16 protein-coding genes and 1 rRNA gene are annotated in these 23,561 nt (G+C 43.8%); 8 read left to right on the top strand and 9 right to left on the bottom strand.

What is annotated here, in order from left to right:
- The first annotated feature begins 32 nt into the window (after positions 1–32).
- Complete coding sequence (locus tag LU351_RS14750; protein ID WP_232594857.1) at positions 33–1,190, top strand: RCC1 domain-containing protein; 1,158 nt, start codon at positions 33–35, stop codon at positions 1,188–1,190.
- Positions 1,191–1,260: 70 nt separating this feature from the next.
- Here LU351_RS14750 and LU351_RS14745 read toward each other — a convergent pair whose 3' ends face one another.
- Complete coding sequence (locus LU351_RS14745; protein ID WP_232594856.1) at positions 1,261–2,067, bottom strand: hypothetical protein; 807 nt, start codon at positions 2,065–2,067, stop codon at positions 1,261–1,263.
- A gap of 433 nt (positions 2,068–2,500) precedes the next feature.
- On the opposite strand from LU351_RS14745, the gene rnr reads away from it, so the two are divergent.
- Positions 2,501–5,188 carry a ribonuclease R gene (rnr, locus tag LU351_RS14740; protein ID WP_232594855.1) on the top strand — a complete coding sequence of 896 codons (2,688 nt, stop codon included), beginning with the start codon at positions 2,501–2,503 and terminating at the stop codon, positions 5,186–5,188.
- A gap of 44 nt (positions 5,189–5,232) precedes the next feature.
- Here rnr and LU351_RS14735 read toward each other — a convergent pair whose 3' ends face one another.
- From LU351_RS14735 to LU351_RS14720, 4 genes are all read right to left on the bottom strand, one after another.
- The gene (locus tag LU351_RS14735) at positions 5,233–6,114 is read right to left on the bottom strand and encodes an FAD:protein FMN transferase (RefSeq protein ID WP_232594854.1); all 882 of its coding nucleotides are present in this window, start codon (positions 6,112–6,114) and stop codon (positions 5,233–5,235) included.
- Between the two features lie 90 nt (positions 6,115–6,204).
- Positions 6,205–7,755 carry an MORN repeat-containing protein gene (locus tag LU351_RS20960; protein WP_232594853.1) on the bottom strand — a complete coding sequence of 517 codons (1,551 nt, stop codon included), beginning with the start codon at positions 7,753–7,755 and terminating at the stop codon, positions 6,205–6,207.
- 491 nt (positions 7,756–8,246) lie between these two features.
- Positions 8,247–8,789, bottom strand: a complete 543-nt coding sequence (locus LU351_RS14725) for a response regulator transcription factor (protein WP_232594852.1) — start codon at positions 8,787–8,789, stop codon at positions 8,247–8,249.
- 47 nt (positions 8,790–8,836) lie between these two features.
- Positions 8,837–10,327 carry a sensor histidine kinase gene (locus tag LU351_RS14720; RefSeq protein WP_232594851.1) on the bottom strand — a complete coding sequence of 497 codons (1,491 nt, stop codon included), beginning with the start codon at positions 10,325–10,327 and terminating at the stop codon, positions 8,837–8,839.
- 101 nt (positions 10,328–10,428) lie between these two features.
- Here LU351_RS14720 and LU351_RS14715 point away from each other — a divergent pair, with 101 nt between their 5' ends.
- Positions 10,429–11,037, top strand: coding sequence for a DNA-3-methyladenine glycosylase I (locus LU351_RS14715; protein ID WP_232594850.1), 609 nt, complete (start codon positions 10,429–10,431; stop codon positions 11,035–11,037).
- 54 nt (positions 11,038–11,091) lie between these two features.
- Here the strand turns inward: LU351_RS14715 and epmA are convergent, their stop codons facing one another.
- Both epmA and efp read right to left on the bottom strand, forming a co-directional pair.
- Positions 11,092–12,066 (bottom strand): EF-P lysine aminoacylase EpmA, encoded by a 975-nt coding sequence (epmA, locus tag LU351_RS14710; RefSeq protein WP_232594849.1) that lies wholly within the window; start codon positions 12,064–12,066, stop codon positions 11,092–11,094.
- Positions 12,067–12,229: 163 nt separating this feature from the next.
- Positions 12,230–12,799, bottom strand: coding sequence for an elongation factor P (gene efp, locus LU351_RS14705; RefSeq protein ID WP_232594848.1), 570 nt, complete (start codon positions 12,797–12,799; stop codon positions 12,230–12,232).
- A 316-nt stretch (positions 12,800–13,115) separates the two neighbouring features.
- On the opposite strand from efp, the gene epmB reads away from it, so the two are divergent.
- From epmB to LU351_RS14690, 3 genes are all read left to right on the top strand, one after another.
- Positions 13,116–14,159 (top strand): EF-P beta-lysylation protein EpmB, encoded by a 1,044-nt coding sequence (gene epmB / locus LU351_RS14700; protein WP_232594847.1) that lies wholly within the window; start codon positions 13,116–13,118, stop codon positions 14,157–14,159.
- 348 nt (positions 14,160–14,507) lie between these two features.
- Complete coding sequence (locus LU351_RS14695) at positions 14,508–16,160, top strand: hypothetical protein (protein ID WP_232594846.1); 1,653 nt, start codon at positions 14,508–14,510, stop codon at positions 16,158–16,160.
- Between the two features lie 635 nt (positions 16,161–16,795).
- Complete coding sequence (locus LU351_RS14690) at positions 16,796–18,925, top strand: EAL domain-containing protein (protein ID WP_232594845.1); 2,130 nt, start codon at positions 16,796–16,798, stop codon at positions 18,923–18,925.
- A gap of 74 nt (positions 18,926–18,999) precedes the next feature.
- Here the strand turns inward: LU351_RS14690 and serB are convergent, their stop codons facing one another.
- Positions 19,000–20,196: a phosphoserine phosphatase SerB gene (gene serB / locus LU351_RS14685; protein ID WP_232594844.1), complete on the bottom strand. Its 1,197-nt coding sequence runs from the start codon at positions 20,194–20,196 to the stop codon at positions 19,000–19,002.
- 121 nt (positions 20,197–20,317) lie between these two features.
- On the opposite strand from serB, the gene LU351_RS14680 reads away from it, so the two are divergent.
- The gene (locus tag LU351_RS14680; RefSeq protein WP_232594843.1) at positions 20,318–21,460 is read left to right on the top strand and encodes a hypothetical protein; all 1,143 of its coding nucleotides are present in this window, start codon (positions 20,318–20,320) and stop codon (positions 21,458–21,460) included.
- 149 nt (positions 21,461–21,609) lie between these two features.
- Positions 21,610–23,319 carry a bifunctional ornithine lipid synthase OlsF gene (gene olsF / locus LU351_RS14675; protein WP_232594842.1) on the top strand — a complete coding sequence of 570 codons (1,710 nt, stop codon included), beginning with the start codon at positions 21,610–21,612 and terminating at the stop codon, positions 23,317–23,319.
- 142 nt (positions 23,320–23,461) lie between these two features.
- On the opposite strand, the gene rrf is transcribed toward olsF, so the two are convergent.
- Positions 23,462–23,561, bottom strand: a 5S ribosomal RNA gene (rrf, locus tag LU351_RS14670); the annotation flags it as partial.

The raw sequence follows: 23,561 nt of genomic DNA, 5'->3' as shown, positions 1-23,561 counted from the left end.
TATGCGCTGCTGTCTTTTCAATGTGTTTTTTAATGGCTTGCAATGGAATAACCGAAGCAAGTAATTCAAACCAACAGCAAGCGAATAACTTCAAAGAAAAGAATCACCGTAGCCAGGCATCAACTCACCTATCTATCGTATCGGATAAAAAAATCAAACAACTTATATCTCTAAACGAGATAAGCTGCTTGATGTCTGAAGGCGATGTTTACTGCTGGAAAAATAACAGCAAAGGCGTTAAATCCTTATCTCAATTAACGAAAGTGGATTTTTCAAAAAACAAAGCCATTAGTATCTATGGCCAGTCTGGAGATTCCGATCACTTCGACACCGGTTACCACGCCTGTGCTTTAATGGAAAATAATGATGTTTGGTGCTGGGGAGATCTTAATGAAGACACTCTTTTGCACTTTAATGATCTTTTTTCAAAAGAAACCACTTCAGAAATGAGTGAGGGTCGCATTAATGCCATACCCTTAAAAAAGTCTGCACAAAATCAATTAGGGAAAATAAAATCATTACAGACTAAGCATGGTACGATATGCAGCATCGATGAAGGTAATACACTGAATTGCCCACAACAACATATCAGCTTTCTCAGCGGAAGCCCAGATGTAAAACAGTTCATTTCCGGCGAAGTAATAAGCTGCATTCAGAACTTAGACAACCTAGTTGAATGCTTCGATATGCGCAGCAATGAAAAGCCTTTATTTTATCTTCAAATAGAAGAGCCCTCTCAAAGCTCTCCAATACCAGACACGCAGGGTTCAGATATACTGAATTTTCGTTATTACTATTCCTCTGGCCTTTGTAAAATAAATTCAAATCATGGTCTATCGTGCTGGAGTGGCACGATTCCAAGTGCTTTTCCAGATGATTATTCGATTTCTGCAAAGAGCATTACATTACCGGATGCATTAGGTGCAAAAGATATCGTTATGTCAGAGAAACACGCCTGTGTTGCACTGAATAATGGGGCTGCAAGTTGCTGGGGAATCAAAGTTGCCTTGGAGCCATTACCCTTTGATTCAGATAGGGTTAACTTAACTAAATTCAATGAAAAAGAAAATTTCGTCCCCGCCCCTGGAATTTTCATTAAATTTCCAGAGACCTCTATCATTGATATTGCACTAGGGGAATTAACAAGCTGTTTTTTACTCGACAACAATTCTGTGCAATGCTTTCATTAATAATGCTATGCCTGTAAAACCCCCAAAAAGGCAAGGAAAAATACCTTGCCTTTTTGCAATTAGTAAAACATTAATCCCAACGATTAAATAACACGTGCATTTGGGTTTCCGCATCGGAAATATAAACAAAGAACCCACTATCGGTTGAGGTAATACCACACAAAGATGGCTTGCCTTCTCGATATAAACATTCCGCTTCTGTCGCAGGATGCGCTTCCGTTACAACATGGCAAGCCTCATTCTGTGCAGCCACGTTACCAACAACATCTCGCGTTGAACGCGCTAATACGTAACGAAAATCATCAAAATAGGTGTAATTACTCACATCAACAGAATACGCCTGACTATCTGAGAAATACTCACTTTCAACCAACCCTTCTAACAACTCTGAGTAACACGATGAAGGGTTCGGCAACCACAGTGACTCTTGATCATTTTTAGCGTCTATTTTTGGAAAATAGCGATAGTCGCTATCGTATTCAGTCAATACAATATTGGCAGAATCAACATAATCGCGCACGACGATAAATTCTCCCGCATCACTGGGAATGATACACGCGTCTACCCCACCAATCTCTTCACACGTTACCGTCTCACGGTTCATAGGTTGTGAAAAGGTCCGACATTCAGAACCCTCTGAAGCAAAATTTTCTGTCATGTTAACAACCGCTTGCACAGCAAAGTCGCGCACATCTTCTGCATCGTAATAAATATCATCGACATTTAAATTAAAAACCTTTGGGTCTGAGGTGTTACTTGACCCCATATCGTCTAAGCAACGCGATAAAGACGGTACAGAAAAGTCTGCCGCACCCACAAGACCTGAAGCACTGATAGCAAAAGCGGCTGTCACACCGCAAAGTGTACGAAATGTCATTTCGTTCAATTCCTTAAATCATCATTGTTTTCAAAAGGGCTCGGGAGTCTACAGCAAACAAAATTGCAACAAAAGTGTCATTAAAATGTCATACTATTAAATAACACTGTTTCCGATGAAAACAAATTTGAGTACAAATCATCCAATGGATTGCGAGCACTGTTTTTTGAACAACTGGCTAACAGAACGTAACCAGTGACAGACGTTATTGAAGGAATCACATAGTCGATGCGATTTTGACTCCCCATCCTCTTTTGCCTCCTCCCCTACTGCTCTTATGTGAATTAATGAGACAATCACTGCCTATCACACTCACAGAGTCACTATTTTTGTACTGAATTTATTCAGATTGAATAGAAGTTAATAGGGAATACCTCTTTTGAGGTATATACTCACTTTTAAGAAAAGGGCTTGAATTATTAGGAATAGAACATTGCCAAGACAAAAAAAAGGCCGAGAAACGGCACAAAATAACTCTACTACGAAACATACCGATCCAGCAGAGCCATCCAATACCTCCTCTGCCACACATCTCAAAAACGACCCCCACTCTCAGCGGGAAGCAAAAAACTACGCCAACCCGATCCCTAGCCGCGAATACTTACTCCAACTATTGGAAGACGCTGAAGGCCCTGTCACACATCCGGAAATGTGTGATTTACTCGGGGTAACCGAGGAAGATCCTGTTGAAGCCGTTCGCCGCCGTCTTATCGCCATGGCCCGAGATGGGCAAATTTTCAGTAATCGCAAAGGTGCCTTTGGGGCCATCAGTAAAATGGATATGGTTAGAGGCCGCATTCAAGGCCATAAGGATGGGTTTGGTTTTTTAATTCCCAGCGATGGCAGCGAAGATATTTACCTACCGAACCGACAAATGCGCCGCGTGATGGATGGCGATGAGGTCTATGTGCAAGTCTCTGGTCGTGACCCCAGAGGCAGAAAAGAAGGAAATGTTGTCGAAGTTATCCAGCACAATACCCATCAAATTGTGGGGAGAGTATTCAGTGAATCGGGTATACATTTTGTTCGCCCCGATAACCCCCGCCTCGCTCACGATGTATTGATTCCACCAGAAAAATTAGCCGATGCGAAAAAGGGCCAATTTGTTGTTGTTGCCATTACCCAGCAGCCCGGTCGAAACAACCTCCCTACCGGTGAAATTATTGAAGTGATGGGCGACCATATGGCGCCGGGGATGGAAATTGATGTGGCCATTCGCAGCCATGGTATACCCCACCTTTGGCCTGGCGATGTCACCGCTCAAGCCGGCCAATTACCCACTGAAGTCGATGAATCCGATAAAACCCATCGCGTTGACCTGCGAGAATTGCCCTTTGTGACCATCGACGGGGAAGACGCTCGCGATTTCGATGATGCCGTTTATTGCGAAACCAAACGCTCCGGCGGCTGGCGTTTGTACGTGGCCATTGCTGACGTTTCTCACTATGTACCTTGCCACTCTCCATTAGACCGTGAAGCCATAGAGCGCGGTAATTCGGTTTATTTCCCAGACTTCGTTGTGCCAATGTTACCTGAAGCACTGTCTAACGGTTTATGCTCACTGAACCCGAAGGTAGACCGCCTATGTATGGTGTGTGAAATGACCATCAGCGCAGCAGGCCGAATCAGCGGGTATAAATTTTACGAAGGCATTATCCACTCTCATGCCCGTTTAACGTATACCAAAGTGGGTAAAATAATCGAAGAACGGGATGACATTAATAGCGGTATTCGAAAAAATTACGCTTCTTTATTAAAGCCTATTGATACGCTGCATGACCTTTATAAAACGCTTCGTGCGGCAAGAGATACCCGTGGTGCCATTGATTTTGAATCCGTTGAAACGCGAATTATTTTCGATGACAGCCGAAAAATCAGCCGCATTGTTCCTGTGCAACGCAATGACGCTCACAAACTCATTGAAGAGTGTATGCTCGCCGCCAATGTATGTGCCGCAAAACTATTAGATAAAGCCGAAATTGATGCACTGTACCGTGTGCATGAAGGGCCTAGTGATGAAAAGCTCGATAATTTGCGTCAATTTTTAGGGGAAATGGGGCTCTCTATGCGCGGTAGAGGCACCCCCACGCCAGCAGAATACCAAACCATATTACAGCAAATTAAAGATCGTCCTGATGCCCATTTAATTCAAACTGTAATGCTCAGAAGTATGTCGCAAGCGGTGTATCAACCCGATAACGAAGGACATTTCGGGCTGGCCTATACCGCCTACACACACTTTACCTCGCCTATTCGTCGCTACCCAGATTTATTGGTTCATCGAGCTATTCGCTTTTTATTGCGGGGGGGCGAAGCCGCCGCTCCTTACGCCCAAAAAGTCGCACGACATCTTGCCCCCATCGAGAATGCCCCAGTACTGAAAAAAGAGGCTATGTATCCTTATAACACTGAGGCCATGCTCGCTTTAGGGGAGCGATGTTCACTCACCGAACGCCGCGCCGACGATGCCACTCGTGAAGTCGTCAGTTGGCTGAAGTGCGAATTTTTAAGTGATCGTATTGGGGAAGAATTCGATGGTGTCATCTCCAGCGTGACGGGCTTCGGGGTGTTTGTCGAGTTATCTGATTACTACGTGGAAGGATTAATTCACGTTACTAATTTGCCAGGAGATTATTATCACTTCGAACCGGCCAAACACCATTTAATTGGAGAAAAAACACGGACTGTCTATCGTCTAGGTGACGAACTCCGCGTGCAGGTGGCGAGTGTTAATTTGGATGAGCGTAAAATTGATTTCGAATTAGTAGGCAATAAACGCAAACCACGCCGAACAAAAGTCAGCGCCAAAGCCCGGTTCATGGCAGAAATGCACGCCGAACAACAAGCCAAAAAATCCGGTAGAAAGTCACCCCGTAAGCGCCCGGTTGCTGAAGGAAAGCTTGCTCGTCAGCAAGAGACAAGCAAACCTGAAAAAGAAGAAACGTTTACTCACCCTAAGAAAAAACCCAAAAAGAAAAGCAGCAATAAGAAAAAAATGTCTGCCAAATTCAATAAAGGGCCTTCAACCAAGAAAAGCGCCAGTAAAAAATCAGAGGCAAAAAAAGTGGTGAGCACCAAAAAGAAATCTACGAAAAAAAAGAAAGGAAATAAGAAAAGCTAAAAAGCCTCAAAAATAAAGCAGCGTTGTTGATCAGGGAAGATCAATCATCGTCGCTCAATACATAAGTGTTTAACCTTTAATTCTTCCAACCAGGCTTTACCTTTTTCAATACCTTTTAACATCGCTACTGTTGTGGCCGTTCCAGCAATTAATGCCTGATCGGCAATCACGGTGACACTGGCAAAACCTTCGACTGGCCAACCGGTTTTAGGGTTAAGAATATGACTGTAGTAGCGCCCATTTAACGAAAAACCTCTTTCGTAATCGCCACTCGTTGCCAGCCCACCTTGATACAACTCCACTATGGTTGCGGCTTGGCCGGGTTGATTCGGATTGCGGATACCCACTTTCCATGCTGAGCCATCGGGGTGTGGACCAATGGCAACAAGGTCGCCTCCCAAATCAATTAAGCCATGCTCAATCCCTGCCTTTCGACACAACGACCCTGCAATATCGGCGGCATATTCTTTTCCAAAACCACCGAAATCCAGCTCCATTCCAACAATGGGTAAATACAATTCAGAGCCACTCCACTGAATGTGTTCCCACCCAATATTGGCTAAGGTTTGCTCAATGATCTCTTGGCTTGGGATGATTTTTTCTTTGAAATTCCAGATACGACGCAAGCACCCAGAAGTAATATCAAATAATCCGTCACTCTCTGCCCAGGTAACATTCGCGTAATTCAACAATGCAGCGGTTTCTACATCAACGGTAATGGCCTGTTTTCCCGCCGATTCATTTATCTTGGTTACAACACTATCGGGCTGATAACGGGAATATTTTTTTTCGAAGCGACGGATTTCTTCTATAACTTTATCCGCGACGGATTTAGCGTACTCTTGAGATGAGGAATAAAGATGCAAGGCACAAGGGCTGGCCATGGCAGTGAAAGAAAAACGGTGGGGAGTCAATTTTTCAATCAATGGACAGCTCCTAAGCACCCTTACTTTTAATGTCAGGCATTAAAAGCAACAAATCGGGGGTTTTAACAACAAGGTCAGTTTTAACAACAATCAGTTTTGCTTACAAAACCCTTGGTGGCTAGTGCCATCCACTTTAAAGCAAGTACCGTTTGCGGTCATTTTCCCAGCTTTAAATTCACCGACAAAACGATCACCGGTAGCATTCCAATAAGATCCCTGACCATTTTTCTTATCGGCTTTCCATTCTCCGTCATAACGAGAACCAGAACTGTAATCCATTCGTCCCTTACCAGAACGAGCGCCATTATCAAAATAGCCGACATAGATACTGCCTGAAGTCCATTTATACGTACCTTTACCATGAGGACGACTTTTGGCGTTACATTCACCTTGGTAACTGTTACCACTGGCAAACTTCAAATTACATTTATTGCTCTGTGCAGCGGCAGCCATATTGTCATTGCTACCCTGAGAACTATTCGCTGCGGCACTCGTATTAGCGCTTGGCTTGGCCATACTCACCGGTGCTGCACTCATGTTACCCAAAGCCGATTCCTCATCCAATTCGGCTGGTAACCACACCACCAAATTCAATAAAGCCGCAACGATCCAAACTGTAAACACACCAATGCTGGCAAAAGCGGCTTTCAATTGCCATGTGAATGCCGGAGCCAACACTTTGCGTGACTCGTCTTCGTCCGAGACCTCTTCTTTGACCAACCCAAGCGCATTTAAAATTTTATACTTAAGAGTACTTTCGTCGATATCAGAATCAATCGCTAAACCAAAATTGGCCCACGGATTTTCAGGAGCTTCCTCAATTTCATCTTTATTCGATTTTTTATCGACTTTTTCAAACAGCACCTTGGTAGTGACTTCAAAGTTGGTAATGTTAGTGCCATCAAGGGTGGTAATTGGGTAACGTTTGGCTTTAAAGGCGATACGAATCGTCTCGCCCTCGGTCAACTCTTCACGCAATTGCAGCCGAATTTGATGAGGCTCCGTCGGTGCCGGTTGATACAAGGCCGCACCGACTACCGTTAACCAATAATCTTCAGCCTCTGCACGAAAATCATTGACTGAAACCCCTTGGTGTTGAATCAAATCTTTATTGAGACTAATGTCTAAAGTGGTTGGGGTGATACGTCGAACTTCCGGCTCAAGAGGAACCACCTCTTGCTTAACTGGAGTCGCCTCTGGGGACTGCTGCTTTAAACTGTGAATCAGTTTATTACTGACATTATTCCCACCGGCGCTTTCTACAAAATCGACAGGAACCGCTAAGACAAATGCTTCAAGTGGCTCATCAATCGTCACCGACCACATTAACCATTGCTGAGGATGATAGTGAAGCTCTACTTCGGTCACAGGCGGGATTGCCTCATCCATAACCAAAACAATCGCTGCACGATTGGGGTGTTTTTCTGGCTGAATTTGGATATCTAATGCTGCTGGCTCTAAAGCACCGTGCTCCGGGTATTCAGAAATAGGAAGCGCCACCGAGAAGTCTTCTGGATTGGGTTTCATATCCAAATCCAGCATATGATCCAATATGATGCGTACGCAGTTTCCGCTCACCGTGGCTTTTAAAATCGTAAACGGTAAGTCGTGGCCTAAGGTTTCAGGTGTTTCCTTGTTCACAGGTTGCGCCATAGCTATTTATCGCCGATATCATGAAAGTTTAAAACAGGCGTGGATATAGTTTATTTATGCCCCTAAAAGTTCGCTTTTCGCTACGATTTTATGCGTTATGTTAATTAGCGCTAACCACTACTGCCACTCTAATCACTAACCTGACTATAAAATCCAACTACCACAAAACCTAATTACAAGCTTGCTGACCACAAGTCACATTGATCAAAAACTGTCGTCCAAAGCTGAATGTAGCAAGCAGGTCTATTAACCGCAATTTTCGACATAAAGGACTGTGAAGCATACCACGCCGACCAGCAAACATTCTGCCGTCAAGCTTCTGCCCCACTTTGCGGTACTCAAATAATTTTTGATATTCCAACCGCTTATGGCACTCTTATTATTGGCACTCTTAATACTGGTGCTCTTATAAAAAATGAACACCCGTTGAAAATAAGCAAGCAAACTGTATTGAATTATGACTCAATTATTGTCGTGTTTTAACTCTTTACAGGTCGCTTTTGAAGTTTTCTCTGCAAGGTTCTGCGATGCATACCCAGCGCTCGAGCGGTAGCAGAAATATTACCCTCATGCTCAGTTAATACTTTCTGAATATGCTCCCACTCAAGGCGATTAACGGACGGTGGTGAGACGGGGATATCAATATTGGGGTTAGCCCCACCTTTTTTGAACGCGGCAATCACATCGTGCGCGTCTGCGGGTTTACACAAATAGTCCTTCGCTCCAAGCTTGATTGCCTCTACGGCAGTGGCAATACTCGAATACCCCGTTAACAAAATAATATCCAGCTGAGGTGTAATTCCCTTAAGTTGTGGTATCAAATGCAAGCCCGATGACGCCGCCAAGCGCAAATCCACCACGGCTTTTGTGACCGAAATGCCTCGCTCTTGAGCACCCGCGAGTGTGGCCAAGGCAGTGGGCTCATCTTCGGCGATAATAGGGTCGTAACCCAACGCAGCGAGCGCCCGTGCCATCGCCTCTAGAAAAATCACATCATCATCCACCAATAATATGGCACTCATTGTTATTCTCTGTCGATTTGTGGTGTTCTCGGTACTAGAAAACGTTTTCACGGATTACGGATAGGCAATATAACCTGTGTATGCGTCCCTCCTCCAGAGCGCTCAAATAACATGACTTTCCCAGAGTGACGTGAAATCGTTGATTGTGAAATCATCATACCGATTCCCAAACCGCTGTCTTTAGTCGATACAGGGACTTTACCCAGATTGGCTTTGACTCGATCATCAACGCCTGGGCCACGATCCAAAATATCCACACGAAACTCGTGCTCCCCCCAGTCAAACATTATCTCTACCTCCGTAGGAGAGGCATCTGCACTGTTATTGAATAAATTCATTAAGGCTAAACGCAATGTATTGTGCCAGTCGACCTGTGGATTAAGGCTGTGTGTCGGTAAACGCACATCCGCCTCCACATCCGGGCGAATCACTAACCACTGCTCAATCAATTCATCACAAAAATCGTAGAGAGCAACGGTAGGCGGGCTATTCAAACTTGGCTGCTCGGCTTGTTGTACCAAATGCTTTAACGTGGACTGACAGGCATAAACTTGCTGTTGAATTGTCTGTAAATCTTTACTTAATTTACCTGATACGTTTGATGCTGGACGAGTTTGCTCATCAGCCTTACCAGATTGATCCTCTGCGAGCCGAATCAGAGCGTTACTGACTAATGTTTTAATAGTAGACAAAGGCGTACCTAAATGATGCGCTGTACCCGCTGCTAAAGTTGCGACAGCCAGAACCTGCTCCTGCCTCAAATCCGCTTCCCGAAGTTCATTAATAGTTTCCGCCTGTTGACGAATAGAGCGAGCCATAGGAACAACAAAATAGGTAATTAACAGTGCGCTCAGTGCAAAATTCAACCACATTCCAACTAAGTGAGCATTGAGCGCCATTGAGGAGTTATCCATCACTACGCTATGACTCATTACCTCCTGACTCATTACCTCTCCGTCTTCCCTTACAGCCGGTGAGATTTCACTCTGTGCATGCTGATGATGCTGACCAATATGACCCTCGGTATTATGTTGAAGAGCACCATGAGGTATTCCATGAGGATTAAGCGCCACCACTGGTACATAAAAAAAGAGCAAGAATGAATAACTAAGAATGGAGATACCCGCAACTACCCATGTATACGCCCAGCGCAATGTCGCTGCGGCAATACAAATAGGTACAAGGAAGTAAGAAACAAGAGGATTACTCACCCCACCGGAACAGTACAAAATCGCACTCAGTAGAATTACATCAATTAATAATTGAAAGAGAATATCCCCATCGTGAATCGGCCTACGCCAATAAAACCGCCAAATCGAACCGACGCTCACACCAGTCAGTAATATCAAACACAATAATATTGTCAAATACGGCAATGGCTCTTTCAACCATAAAATGGCCGCCCCTAACAGCAATGACAACGTCACAATCAACAACGCTCGAATCAAAAGTATTCGACGATAATTGATTGATGCTGCACTGGCCGTTAATGCCGCACTGGAAGAAAAAACAGGGGAGGTGAAAATTCGAGATGCCATTTTTTTGAAACCATTGTTAACTTTGCAGTGTTTCGCTTACATTGTGCATTCGGGATACCAATACAAAAAGCATAAATGGAAACGATATTGAGAGATACTCAATGACTGAATATTTTATAGGCCCAGATAATAAACCTCGATGCCAATGGTGTGGGGGCGCCCCCAATTTTCTTGACTATCACGATAATGAATGGGGTTTTCCCGTTGATGATGATCAACGCTTGTTTGAAAAGCTGTGCCTAGAAAGCTTTCAATCGGGACTAAGCTGGCGCACCATTTTAGATAAACGAGACAATTTTCGGGCCGCCTTTGATCATTTTGATTTTAACAAAATGGCAAAGTACACCGATAAACACGTTGAAAGGTTACTGAGTAATGCTGGTATTGTTCGGCATCGTGGAAAAATTGAAGCTGTGATTAACAACGCCCAACGCGCACAAGAATTAATCGAGGAAGAAGGCTCATTAGCCACTTTCTTTTGGCGTCATGAACCTGATCCCGCTGAAATACCAGAGCCCCAATCGCTATCGCAATCTCCTACCTCGGCACTGATTTCGAAAACACTCAAAAAGAAAGGTTGGAAATTTGTTGGCCCCACCACCGTGTATTCCTTTTTACAGGCCATGGGGATGATTAACGATCACGTTGAAGGATGTGTAATTCGAGAAAAAGTCGACGCCGCCCGAAAAAAATTCAAGCGGCCCATATAGATAAGTCCTTCAAGCACCTTTACTCTTTTTTAACGGCGTTTTTAAGAATGCGTTTTAACAGCGGGAGAAATCAAACGCCACAACGTCCGCAATATTTTTCACCCCCCGCTTCAGCATCAGAAGTCGATCAACACCTAGCGCCACACCTGCACATTCAGGCATTCCGGCTTGCAGTGCATGCAACAAGTGCTTATCCACAGGAGGTAAATATGCACCTGTGGATTGTCGCCTGTGCAAATCTTTCTCAAAACGCCGTGCTTGCTCTTGTGAATCCGTCAGCTCCCAGTACCCATTGGCTAACTCAATGCCATCAACATAGGCTTCAAATCGGCACGCCACCGGCTCACCATGGTCATTACGATCGATTTTCGCCAATGCCGCCTGAGACGCCGGGAAATCATAAATTAAGGTGATACCCTTTAAATTCGGTTCAATGCAATGGCTAAAGAGTAATTCCATCCACACATTTGGGTCATTATCATCGAAACTGACTGAGAGCTTTTCCTTTGCCACAGCTTTTAAGGATGCCAAGAGACGAATCGAATCTTGCTCGTGTGGATTCACCCCTAGCGCTTCCAAAAACACTTGACCATAACGCTTAGTGGTCACCGGCATTGCTCCTAATACCACTCGCAAGAGCGCTGCCACTTCATTCATCAATTCTTCTGCCGTCCACCCCACCCGGTACCATTCCAACATAGTGAATTCAGGGTTATGTCGTCGACCAGCCTCTCCGTCGCGAAATGCTTTACCCAGATAATACAGTGAGCCTACGCCTGCGGATAACAAACGCTTAAGAAAGAATTCTGGAGAAGTTTGCAAGAAAACGGGTTCTTGATTACATATGGCCTGAATCGATTCGATATTTGGGTCGGTGACCGTTGCTCGGCTTAATAACGGTACATCCACTTCCAAAACGTCTCGATCAAAAAAGAAACCACGCAACTCACGCATCAATAACGCGCGAGCTTTTAAAGTGTCTAGCGTTGCGCTGGGTGCCCACGCCGAGAAAGAAGAAGTCTTCGACATCAACCTACACCATCAAAAAGCATAAAAATTTACAAACACTCGTACCATAAAAAACGCCGATAGAAAAAGTTCTATCGGCGTTTTCATTACTAGAACATACTCAATCAAACACACTGTACTCAATCAAACTGTGTCTGTGATGCTACTTACTTGTTAGCACGACCTACTTGTTGGCACGACCCAAATATTCACCGGTACGAGTATCAACACGAATCACTTCACCGACAGACATAAATAAAGGCACCTTCACCACAGCGCCTGTGGATAAGGTCGCCGGCTTGTTACCGCCTTGTGCGGTATCGCCCTTCAAACCAGGGTCGGTTTCCACAATTTCCAACTCAACATGGTTAGGCGGGGCAATAGCAAGTGGCGAACCGTTGTACAAAGTCACCGTGCATACATCTTGCTCTTTCAGCCACTTGTGTGCATCACCAACCGCTTTGGCATCAGCGGCGTGTTGTTCATAGCTGGCAGGATCCATGAAATGCCAGAACTCACCATCGTTGTAGAGGTATTCCATTTCTTGATCCATCACATCCGCACCTTCCAAAGAGTCACCAGACTTGAAAGTACGCTCTAACACACGGCCAGTTGCCAGGTTACGCAATTTCACCCGGTTAAAGGCCTGGCCTTTACCCGGCTTAACGTATTCGTTTTCCAGAATGGAGCAAGGATCTCCATCCAACATTACTTTTAATCCACCCCGAAAATCATTCGTTGAAAAGCTAGCCATATCGTAATCTCATTTACTCAATCAGAAATAGTCGCAGTCAATCTGCGATATCGATCAAGGCTGGGCTACACCCCCACCTTGCGACGATCTAACGGCGGATTATACCGAATTCATGGCCCAAGCCATAACTTATGGGACGATTCCTATATCGAAAATTCAACATATCTACTTTCACTGTTACACTTTACGCCAGACAATCTCGACATAAATCACGACTGCATGCACATTTATCTCCGTAGAATTCATTCAAAATCCGATGACCACCAACCTCAACACCTCGTCGATCAAAATTTCTTCTCTCAGAACTGCTAAGACCATGAGCACCCATACCATCGCCACCTCCCTACAAACGGAAACAGAAACATCAACGGTGATAGATCGTCGCTGGCAAGAAGCATTACAAACTTTGATTACAGACCCGAGAGAACTCATCACGCTACTGGAATTACCAGAAGAAGCGCTCCAAGGGGCACTCGCCTCTGCAAAAGACTTCCCGCTGAAAGTACCACGCCCGTTTATTGAGAAAATGAAGAAGGGAGATTTGAACGACCCTCTCCTGAAACAAGTGCTACCTATTCATCAAGAACAGGATGCCATCCCAGGATTCACCTATGATCCACTAGAAGAAAGCGAAAGCAACCCCGTACCTGGCCTGATTCACAAGTATCGCTCCCGTGTACTCATCGTCACTTCGAGCCAATGCGCCATCCATTGCCGTTATTGTTTTCGGCGCCATTTTCCCTACGAAGACAATCGTTCTCAGGGTAATCACTGGTCAAAAATGCTGCATTATCTTCAGCAACACCCCCAAGTTAATGAGGTGATCTTCAGCGGAGGAGACCCACTCAGTATCGGCAACCGCGCCCTTATTAACATGCTCAACGACATCGAAACCATTGCCCATATCAAACGAGTTCGATTCCACACTCGCCTACCTGTGGTCATCCCTGAACGCCTGGATACACCATTGATTGAAGCTTTAGCGAACTCAACGCTTAAGACACTATTAGTGATTCATACCAATCACCCCAATGAACTGGATACGCGGCTTGCTAAACGCCTGCATAAAGCACAACAAGCGGGAATCACATTGTTGAACCAGACAGTACTGTTAAAAGGCATTAATGATTGTGCTGATGTCTTATCTGAGCTCAGTGAAGCCTTATTCGCTGCCGGTGTCATGCCTTATTATCTTCATCTACTTGACCGAGTTTCCGGTGCAGCCCATTTTGAAGTTTCTGAAAAACAGGCTCAGACACTCTATAAAACCTTGTTGGGTGAACTGCCGGGGTTTCTCGTTCCAAAGCTAGTCCGAGAAATTGCCGGAAAGGAATCCAAGACTCCAATTTCCGTTTTCTAAAAATGCGGCTAACACAAGGTATCACTAATAATCAGCCAAACAGTGCATTAGCACCTATTATTAGACGAGAGTATCTATCAAATGAGAGCATGGAATGAAAGGCTTCATTTTTAAATAAAGGAAATTTAAGCGCCAACTTCAATAACCAATGTTAAAATTTTTAGTACGTAAATTAGTACGCAAATTAGTACGCAAAAACAGGACTGCAAGTATCAACGATACCGAGTTTGTAGTAGTACAGATTGTAGTAGTAACGATATAAGTGAACGTATGGATCGGCTAGTTAAAGCCATTTACATGGAAATTTGAGGTGCGAATAGGCACCCTTCGAAATATGAGTGAACCTTCATGCTGGATAAGTTTCGTAACAAACTTGGTCATCAAGCCTCCAATCTGGATGCTTCTACAAATAATCCTCTGCAACGACTTCAATTGCCAGAGTGCAATACAGCCAAATTAAGCTTCTGTGCAGGCAATAAACTCAGTAAAGTCGAACAATGGGCAAAACATCTACCCGCAACACAAGCACAACGCATCGGCGCACTTTTTTACCAAACGCTACCCGAATTAAGCCGCGTCATCATGCCTGCTCAAACACGCCTAGAGATATTAGAGTATCTGCGTCCATTAGTTCAAAATAGTATACACACATTAACTCGCGCACTGATTCAACACCCACTTTCATTGACTGAGGCCGAACTTAAATCGGTCATTATTTCCCAAGCTTTGCAAAAGCACTTGAGTATGGCGTATTCCAGAGCTGCCTTGGATTTGAGCTTGGAGCGCAAGCCCAACGCCTCAGCACTGAATCTTTGCTTGCACCGAGCCCTCAATGGCTATGGCTTGCTCTTGCTAAGGAATTATCAGCTTTACTCTCCTGTACCAGACGATATTTGGTTGCATATCCACACATTATATCTAGCCTCCCACCTATGGGAGCTGGACTCGAATACCATCAAAGACCCCATCAGTAAGACTGCCAGCAGTTGTCAGACTCTTTATATACGCAGCATCAGTCTCGCCTGCGCCTCCCCCTACCAGTTGCGCTTAACCGAAATGAATGTGCTATTTGAAGCACTTGAGCACTGGGCGGCCTTGATACACACGCCTCCCTTTGACCAAAAATCCCCTTGCCTATTCAGCACAGACACCCACAGTGACAGGGGCCCAGATTACACCGCCAACTTTTCGCATAAGCGGTTATTAGAAACCGGGCTTTCTATTAACTTTGATGATTTACTTGGAGCTTTCAGTAAACAAGAACAATTTGGACAAGGGGATATTATTCATATCCCCCATGGCTTCTCGAAAAGCCTACGAGATCATCTGCGCTCACACTGGGGTCACAAACAGCAACGACAAGCCAACAGGGCTTTGGACTCTCAAACCTTTGAAGTTTGCGTTGGGCTCACCCACATTCATAATCAATTGATTAAAGGGAAAAAATTCGACAGCTTTCTGTACGGTGAGTCCAATATCATGCAAAACCCGCATTTTGAGACTAACTGGGAAGCACATTCTCCTGATTCGAATGATGACAAGAAATTACATAATATCTACACCGTGAAATCCAACAATAGCAGTGCTAACGGTTATTGCATTACATGGCATGACAAGGTGCCCCATCATTTACGATCAGGCGAATTAATGGCCATTCGGGAAGTAGGTAAGCGTATGTGGCGTATTGGCGTTATTCGCTGGATAAAACATCGTGTCAACGCCTCTCTGGATCTCGGGTTTGAGCTTTTAGGTAATACCATTGAAGCTTATGGTGCATCCACCGTCAGCCCTCACGGCGGCGAAACCGATTTCATGCGTGCCATTATGATCACAGAACCCACACCCGGCGCACGGCCTAGCTTTCTGACCGCGACCATGCCCTTCCAAGAACAAAGCACCATTACCCTACGTGCTCGCGGAGATACTCAACAGTTGCAATTGGGGCATACACTGTTTTCAACAGGCTCTTTTTCACAGTTTCATGTAAAAAAGCTGAACTAAACTGCAATTAATCTTGAAATTTTTACCATTTATCACAAATCAATGTGACACAATTCACAATATAAAAACAAGGGCCGACTTCGGTGAACAAATGTGTTCGGTTACACTTTGCATCAATTACACAGCGAAACGACATCTGCAAATGGAAGTCGAAGTGGCGCACAACGTTTAAAAGTGAAGAGAATATAACGACAAGGCAAAATGTGATTAGCCAAATGAAAATTTTCGGATAAGAAATTCTTATATATAAGACATTCCTATAAAAAAAATTCATAAAACAGGCATCAGGTTATAAGATACCTATTCTCGACGCTAACATCATTACTGATAAAGGAAAGAAGCTCAAAAGGTAGGGTGTTTACAATGAGTGATCGCCAGTACAATGTTAAATAACGATCGTCTTTGTAACCGATAACATTGTTCCGACACATTGAGCCTGACAAATAGGTTCTAACTAAGTTGCACTAACAACTTTAGACTAAACACTGTAGCAATAAGCAAAAACAAATAAGACGATGGATGTAAAGCCCTCATTGGGTAAGCAATCACGTCTACGAGACCAGAGCAACCGACTGACTACCTTCGGTGAGTTCTGTCACTAAGCCCTCGACAATTAAAATATTAAGCTGTCTTAAATGAGCCCTAACGAAACCATTCGTCTGTTGATTGTTAACGATTCACGAAGCGAAGTGGAACGCCTACTGAGCATGCTACGTAATGCCGGTGTCCCTAACCGCGCCCAACACGTTGAAAGTGAAGAAGCCCTATCTAAACTCTTACAAGAACAATCTTGGGATTTATTGATCGGCCACGAAAGCACCAACAACCTTCCAATTGTGTCCGCCATCCGTACCATCAAACGCTTAAATAAAGATGTCCCGGTCATCTCCATGACAGAAGAAGAGGGGTCTCAATCTGTCGTAAAAGGGTTAAAAGCGGGAGCTACCGAAGTGGTGGAATTGGATCAAGACCAACACCTCTTATTGGTAATCCAAAGAGAATTAGCCAATCGAGAGCACCGGCAAACCCGTCGGCTGGCTGATCGAAAAATGTTAGAGGCCGAGCGTCGAGCACAACGACTTTTGGATAATTCTCGCGACGCCATCGCCTACGTACAAGACGGCATGTTCCTCTATGCCAATCAGTCGTTTGCCGAGCGCATGGGGTATACAGAAAGAGACGATGTAGAGTGTATGCCCATCATCGACATGGTGTCGGATGACGATCAAGAAAACATAAAAGCTTTTTTTAAGAAATTCAGCCTGCAAAAAGACAGTGCAGAAACCGCGCCTTTGCAATTTTCTGCGATTACCGAAAGTAATGACCCGGTCTCCATCACTACTCAAATTTCTCTTGCGATGTACGAAGAGGAACCTTGCATTCAAATGCTCGTCACCGAAGGTGGAGTACAAAATGCACTGACCTCCAATACTGCCGTAGATGGGTTAAAAGATACAAAACTTCGTCAACACCTAGAACACTTCCGAACCAAAGACACCACCACAGGCTTAGCCAATCGCAATAGTCTCCTTGAAAGCTTGGAAAAGGCACTGGATAACGCCACCAGTAAAGATAATACTCATGCACTGCTATTGATGAGCATTGCAGATTTTGACAATCGCATTGTCGATACGCTCGGTATCCGACACAGCGAACTGGCCATAAAAGAATTGGCCAACAGAATTCATGAGTTTTCAGACAAGTCAGAACTTCTAGCCCGCTTTAATGACAGCACTCTTGCACTGGTCATGATCAACTGCAACGCCAACAGTGCCTTAGAGCGAGGTGAAGCATTAAATCAATTTATCAATGACTCAGTTATTGAAGTCAAAGGCAAAACGGTACAACTGCGTTTCCAAATCGGCATAGGGCTAATTACAGAAGCCACTACAAAAGTTGACCAAGTAGTAGAGTATGCACGCAAAGCACAAAAGCTGCTGCGCGAAGGGGACAGTGACAATACCGGTGGAGTGAAGCTTTACGAGCCCGAAGAGTCCAATGACGACCACGACAAATCCATGGCTCTCAAACTTAAAACTGCATTAAACGAAGATCGTTTTCGCTTATTGTTCCAACCCATTATCAGCCTTCGCGGGTCTGAAGAAGAAAAGTACGAAGTACTGCTGCGAATGGTGGACAAAAATGGACAAGAAATCTCTCCCTCTGACTTTCTTGATGTTGCGCGCGAGATGGAAATGATCAATAAAGTAGATCGCTGGGTGGTATTGGAATCGGTAAAAGTGCTATCTGACCATCGAGAAAAGGGCAATCAAACCAAACTTATCATCAACCTCAGCGAGCAAGCACTGTTGGATGACACTTTGCCTGGATGGCTAAAGGTAGCATTAAAAGCGGCAGACTTACCTCCTGATGCCGTCATTTTCCAAATCCAAGAATCTCACGTTAGCTCACACATCAATCATGCTAAGCACTTTGTCAAGTCGATACAAAATAACGGTGGAGTGGTTTCCGTTACCAATTTTGGCTGCACACTCAACCCCATGAATAATCTAAAACATGTGCCATTTGACTACGTCAAGGTAGATGGGTCGTATACTCGTGAATTGCAAGAAAATACAGAGTCTACTGGGCTAACATCATTGGTTAAGCAACTGCATGAACTGAAAAAGATTACGATAGTCCCATTCGTAGAAAATGCCACTGAACTATCCAAACTATGGCAAGCGGGTGTTCATTATATTCAAGGACATTATTTACAAGAACCTCATTCACAGATGGACTACGATTTCAATTCAGACGGATAAAGCACTCTATAAAATACTCATTGTCCACAAGCCTGCACATTGGCTTGTGGATATCAAGTTCTCACCTTCTTTCATCAATCCTCGATTCCCAACATATACAACAACCCATCCAACCCTAGTGTTGAGAGCGTGTACTTTGCTTTTTCACGCACAAGAGGCTTCGCGCGGAAGGCCACTCCTAATCCGGCTTTTGAGAGCATCGGTAAATCATTTGCACCGTCTCCAACTGCCACTACTTGCGAAAGAGGGATACCATGATCTTGAGCAATGCGCTCTAGAAGCTCTGCTTTGCGTTGGCCATCAACAACTCGACCAGTCACTCGACCAGTCACTTTACCTTCAACGACTTCTAATTCATTAGCGTGAATGTAATCAATGCCCAGTTTCTTTTGTAGGTGCTGTGCAAAATACATAAAACCACCAGACAATATCGCGGTTTTATAGCCCAGTGCATTCAGTGCAGTAAAGAGGCGCTCTGCCCCTTCCATAATGGGTAATTGCTCAGCAATCGATTCAAGCACGGATTCGTCAAGCCCCTTTAAAAGCCCCATCCGCTTATGAAAGCTCTCCGTAAAATCAATTTCACCTCGCATTGCAGATTCGGTAATTTCTGCCACTTGTTCGCCCACTCCGGCAGCAGCGGCAAGCTCATCGATAACTTCTGTGGCAATTAACGTTGAGTCCATATCAAAACACACCAACCTATGTGCCCGCCGAAAAGGTGTCTCCAATTGAAATGCGATATCGATATTAAGCTCAGAAGATAGACTGAGAAAATCACGGTGTAACGACTCTACATTACCTTTTCCAATCAACACAATTTCTATAGCAGAACGTTTTTGAACTGCCTGTTGTGCATCGGGCAAGGTCGCTAGCTGTCGAATACTATCGACTTTTAAATGACGTTCTTGAGACAACACCAATACTTGATGCAGGTGCTCCATTGAAACATAACGAGATAACACTGTGACAACATAACGGGCGCTTCCATCACCGTGTATGTTGTCCAATGCCTCTTCAGCCACTTGCTCCAAGTCAGATTTCATCGATAAAGACTGTGCCATAGTCTCGAGCTTCACGCCCAAACCATTGGACTTATTCATACTGGTAAACAAAATAGATACCGTCAGAAAATCATGAGTTATCGACTGCTTGATATCGAGAATATGCCCTTCGCCACTGACGAGCAAACCCGATAGAGAGGTAAGAATATCGGTTACATTCTGGTTTTTAAGGTGCCCATAGCACCGAAATAAAAAAGTTGTTTTCACAAGCGCACACATCTTCGTTTAATTTAAGTTTATCCCAGAGCCAGAAACAACTTGCCATAGTAGTATAAAGTACGGGTTTTTTTGAGCTAAACTGTGGGCCTATGTGTTAGATAGAGATGTTATGAATACCCACGTTGATTCCACAACCTACAGTCGTCACCAACTCAAATTTGCACTCACGTGTGTGTTGATGACGTTATTAGTAGGCATTGCCTCTGCCACTATGATTTTTCGATTTATCTTTACCCATCAAGAGGCTATACAACACAAGCATTACGGAGAATCCATTGCTCGCTTGGCAGCCCTTTATTCAACAGAACCCCTATTTGCCAACGACTTAATTAGTCTCCAAGTTGCCACCTCACAAATTTCGAAAGCAACCAACATTAGCAGTCTGACAGTACACGATGTCGAAAACCGGCTTCTGGCTGAAAGCATCAATACTCCACCTTCGAAAAACTCTGTACATCACAGTCTTCCCATCACTCAAAATAATAATATTGCTGGGTATGTTACTGTCACAACTCACGGTAATGACAATAATATTACTGTTATTTCTCATTGGATTTCCGGGTTTGCCATTCTGGGCGCACTCATTTTACTGTATTTTATTTCAGCAAACGTTAGACCATTACGCTCATCCATCGCGACGTCACCAACTTATGCCCAAGACGATAACCTCCCTGAACCCTATGAAGAGGCCAATAACCAACCCGATAATGAGCCTGCAGAAGAAGTAGCCTACCTTTCCTTATACAGTCTTCACTTAGAAGAGCTTGCCAAAAACCCTGATAGTGACGAGTGTCAGAAAACACTCTCATTTCTCGTCAAAAGCTTGAATGCTATCGCCACTCTTTATGATGGACAACTCCGCTTTTTTGACAACATCCTACCCACCCTGGAAATTAAGCAGGTGGACTTTGAAACAGCCGCATTTCAAGCTCTTTGCTGCGGACAACTTATACTTGCACTCGCCCAAAAATCACCAACCGCTCTTGGTATCAATGCAGTTGTAACCAGTCCACGCTTAGAAGCACTTCAACAGGCCATCAAACACAGACTCACACTTGAAAAAACAGCCTCTACTCGTTTGGTATTAGACAAAGCACTGGCATTCAACCTATCCGACAAAATTAATATACGTCATGATTCCAAAGAGTGGTGTGAAATTGACAGCTTAGTTGAACAATGTCAGAGACTATTGGACAATCAGATGATTAGGCTAGAAGAAACTCTTACCTCTATTCAACCTATCGAAAAATAGAGGTATTATTTCGATAGGATATTTATTGAGTCGTTAATATCTCTTATTTATTAACCATTGTTATATTGTCACAGAGGTGACAAAAGCACTTCATCCAATTGTCATAACATGCTCATAGTCTGATGGTAGCAATCAAAAGTGTGGCCATCATGATCGATATAGAACAAGCTGTTACCAATAAGTTTCCTGGATTTGCTCATCAACCCCCCCTGATCCGCAGACCCACTCTTTCTATCTTAAGAAAACTGACCCACGAACAGGAAATCAATCGATTTCTTGAGGCTCATGGGCATTTACATGGACTCGACTTTATTGATCAAGTCTTTGAGTATTTCAATTTCAGTTATCGTGTTTCAGCACGAGACCGACAAAATATCCCATCTCAAGGGAGAGTCGTTATCATCGCTAACCACCCTATTGGCTCTCTTGATGGCCTAGCCATCCTCCGCCTTATCAGTGAAGTTCGTCGTGACGTTAAAATTGTTGCAAACGACATGCTAATGACATTTGAGAATATCCAAAGCCTCTTGATTCCATTGGATAACATGACCGGCGGCAGTCCACGAAAGTCCTATAAGTGTGTACTCAACGCACTTAATAACGAAGAAGCCGTCATTATTTTTCCCGCCGGAGAAGTCTCTAGAGCCAGTCCTATTGGTGTTAAAGATGTACGATGGAGACCAGGCTTTTTAAGTTTTGCTCGAAAAGCAAGTGCCCCCGTCTTACCTATTCATATCAAAGCGAAGAATTCATTATTGTTTTACAGTGCCTCTATGTTATTCAAGCCACTTGGAACAATGCTGCTTGCTAGAGAAATGTTCAATAAACGCTCAGCTTTAATTGAATTTAAAATTGGAGAACCTATCCCTTCAGACGCTTTGGCAAGTCAAGAGCTTAACGACAAATCTCTGATAAAGCGTTTGAAAAAGCACGTTTATAAACTGGGGAGAAACAAAAAATATAACTTTGAAACACTACGCACTGTTGCTCACCCAGAAGACCGAAAAGAGCTTCAGAACGAGCTCAAAAACACTTTTCTTTTAGGTGAAACCAGAGATCACAACTCCATTTTCCTTTCTGACTTTAATCACCAAGTTCTTATGAGAGAGATAGGACGCCTTAGAGAATTAACTTTTCGAAAAGTGGGAGAGGGAACAGGATCAAGGCGAGATATTGATGGTTACGATCAATATTATGAACATCTTATTTTATGGAATCATGATCAGTTAGAGGTCGCCGGCTCTTACCGAATTGGAAAATGCGCTAAAATTCTAAGCTACGCTGGACTACGAGGGCTGTACACAACGTCTCTTTTTCACTTCAGTGAAAACTTGAAAAAAATTTTACCCAACACTGCCGAACTTGGACGTAGTTTTGTCAACCCGAATTACTGGGGAAAGGCAAGCTTAGACTATTTATGGCAAGGTATCGGGGCTTATTTAAATCATCACCCAGAAATCCGATATCTTATCGGGCCAGTGTCCATCAGCGCAGATTACGAAAAGTCGTTGGTAGATGAATTAGTTTATTACTATACTCGTTTTTATACGGGTAGCATGAATTACGCTACCGGAAAAATGCCGTATGAATTGCCTCTAGAAACCCAATTAATTCTTCAACAAAAATACGAAAATGACAATTTCGAAAGTGGCCTAAAAAAGTTACAAAACGCCTTTTCAAATAAAAATACCAAAATGCCAATCCTATTTAAACAATATGCAGCTCTTTTTGAACATGGAGGGTTTCAGCTCCTAGCTTTTAATATAGATCCAGACTTTTCTGATTGTATTGACGGGTTATTTCTCGCAGACCTTTCTAAAATGAAAAGTAATAAAAGAAAAAGATATTTATCTAGTTAAACTCCCTCCTCGACTCTTGCCACCTAAAAGGAGTCGAGGTAAATAACCATATTTGCCTCTGTATTTTATTGTTACTTTAATTTTCTACTATTTAAAACTAAAAAGCCCTCTGGACCAAAGATCCAGAGGGCTAGTATTAGAAGCTTGACGATGTCCTACTCTCACATGGGGAAACCCCACACTACCATCGGCGATGCGTCGTTTCACTTCTGAGTTCGGGATGGGTTCAGGTGGTTCCAACG

Source organism: Marinibactrum halimedae (genome assembly GCF_021234875.1).
GTDB classification, from domain to species: domain Bacteria; phylum Pseudomonadota; class Gammaproteobacteria; order Pseudomonadales; family Cellvibrionaceae; genus Marinibactrum; species Marinibactrum halimedae.
Note: the sequence above shows the minus strand (reverse complement) of the source record. Positions and strands in the feature narration are given on the sequence as shown.

Coding starts and splice junctions, on each gene's coding strand:
- LU351_RS14725 (WP_232594852.1), bottom strand. CDS start 8,789: ATGAGTGCCATATTATTGGTGGATGATGATGTGATTTTTCTAGAGGCG.
- epmA (WP_232594849.1), bottom strand. CDS start 12,066: ATGTCGAAGACTTCTTCTTTCTCGGCGTGGGCACCCAGCGCAACGCTA.
- olsF (WP_232594842.1), top strand. CDS start 21,610: ATGATCGATATAGAACAAGCTGTTACCAATAAGTTTCCTGGATTTGCT.
- LU351_RS14680 (WP_232594843.1), top strand. CDS start 20,318: ATGAATACCCACGTTGATTCCACAACCTACAGTCGTCACCAACTCAAA.
- LU351_RS14745 (WP_232594856.1), bottom strand. CDS start 2,067: ATGACATTTCGTACACTTTGCGGTGTGACAGCCGCTTTTGCTATCAGT.
- efp (WP_232594848.1), bottom strand. CDS start 12,799: ATGGCTAGCTTTTCAACGAATGATTTTCGGGGTGGATTAAAAGTAATG.
- LU351_RS14690 (WP_232594845.1), top strand. CDS start 16,796: ATGAGCCCTAACGAAACCATTCGTCTGTTGATTGTTAACGATTCACGA.
- LU351_RS14720 (WP_232594851.1), bottom strand. CDS start 10,327: ATGGCATCTCGAATTTTCACCTCCCCTGTTTTTTCTTCCAGTGCGGCA.
- LU351_RS14715 (WP_232594850.1), top strand. CDS start 10,429: ATGACTGAATATTTTATAGGCCCAGATAATAAACCTCGATGCCAATGG.
- LU351_RS14695 (WP_232594846.1), top strand. CDS start 14,508: ATGCTGGATAAGTTTCGTAACAAACTTGGTCATCAAGCCTCCAATCTG.
- LU351_RS14750 (WP_232594857.1), top strand. CDS start 33: ATGGCTTGCAATGGAATAACCGAAGCAAGTAATTCAAACCAACAGCAA.
- epmB (WP_232594847.1), top strand. CDS start 13,116: ATGAGCACCCATACCATCGCCACCTCCCTACAAACGGAAACAGAAACA.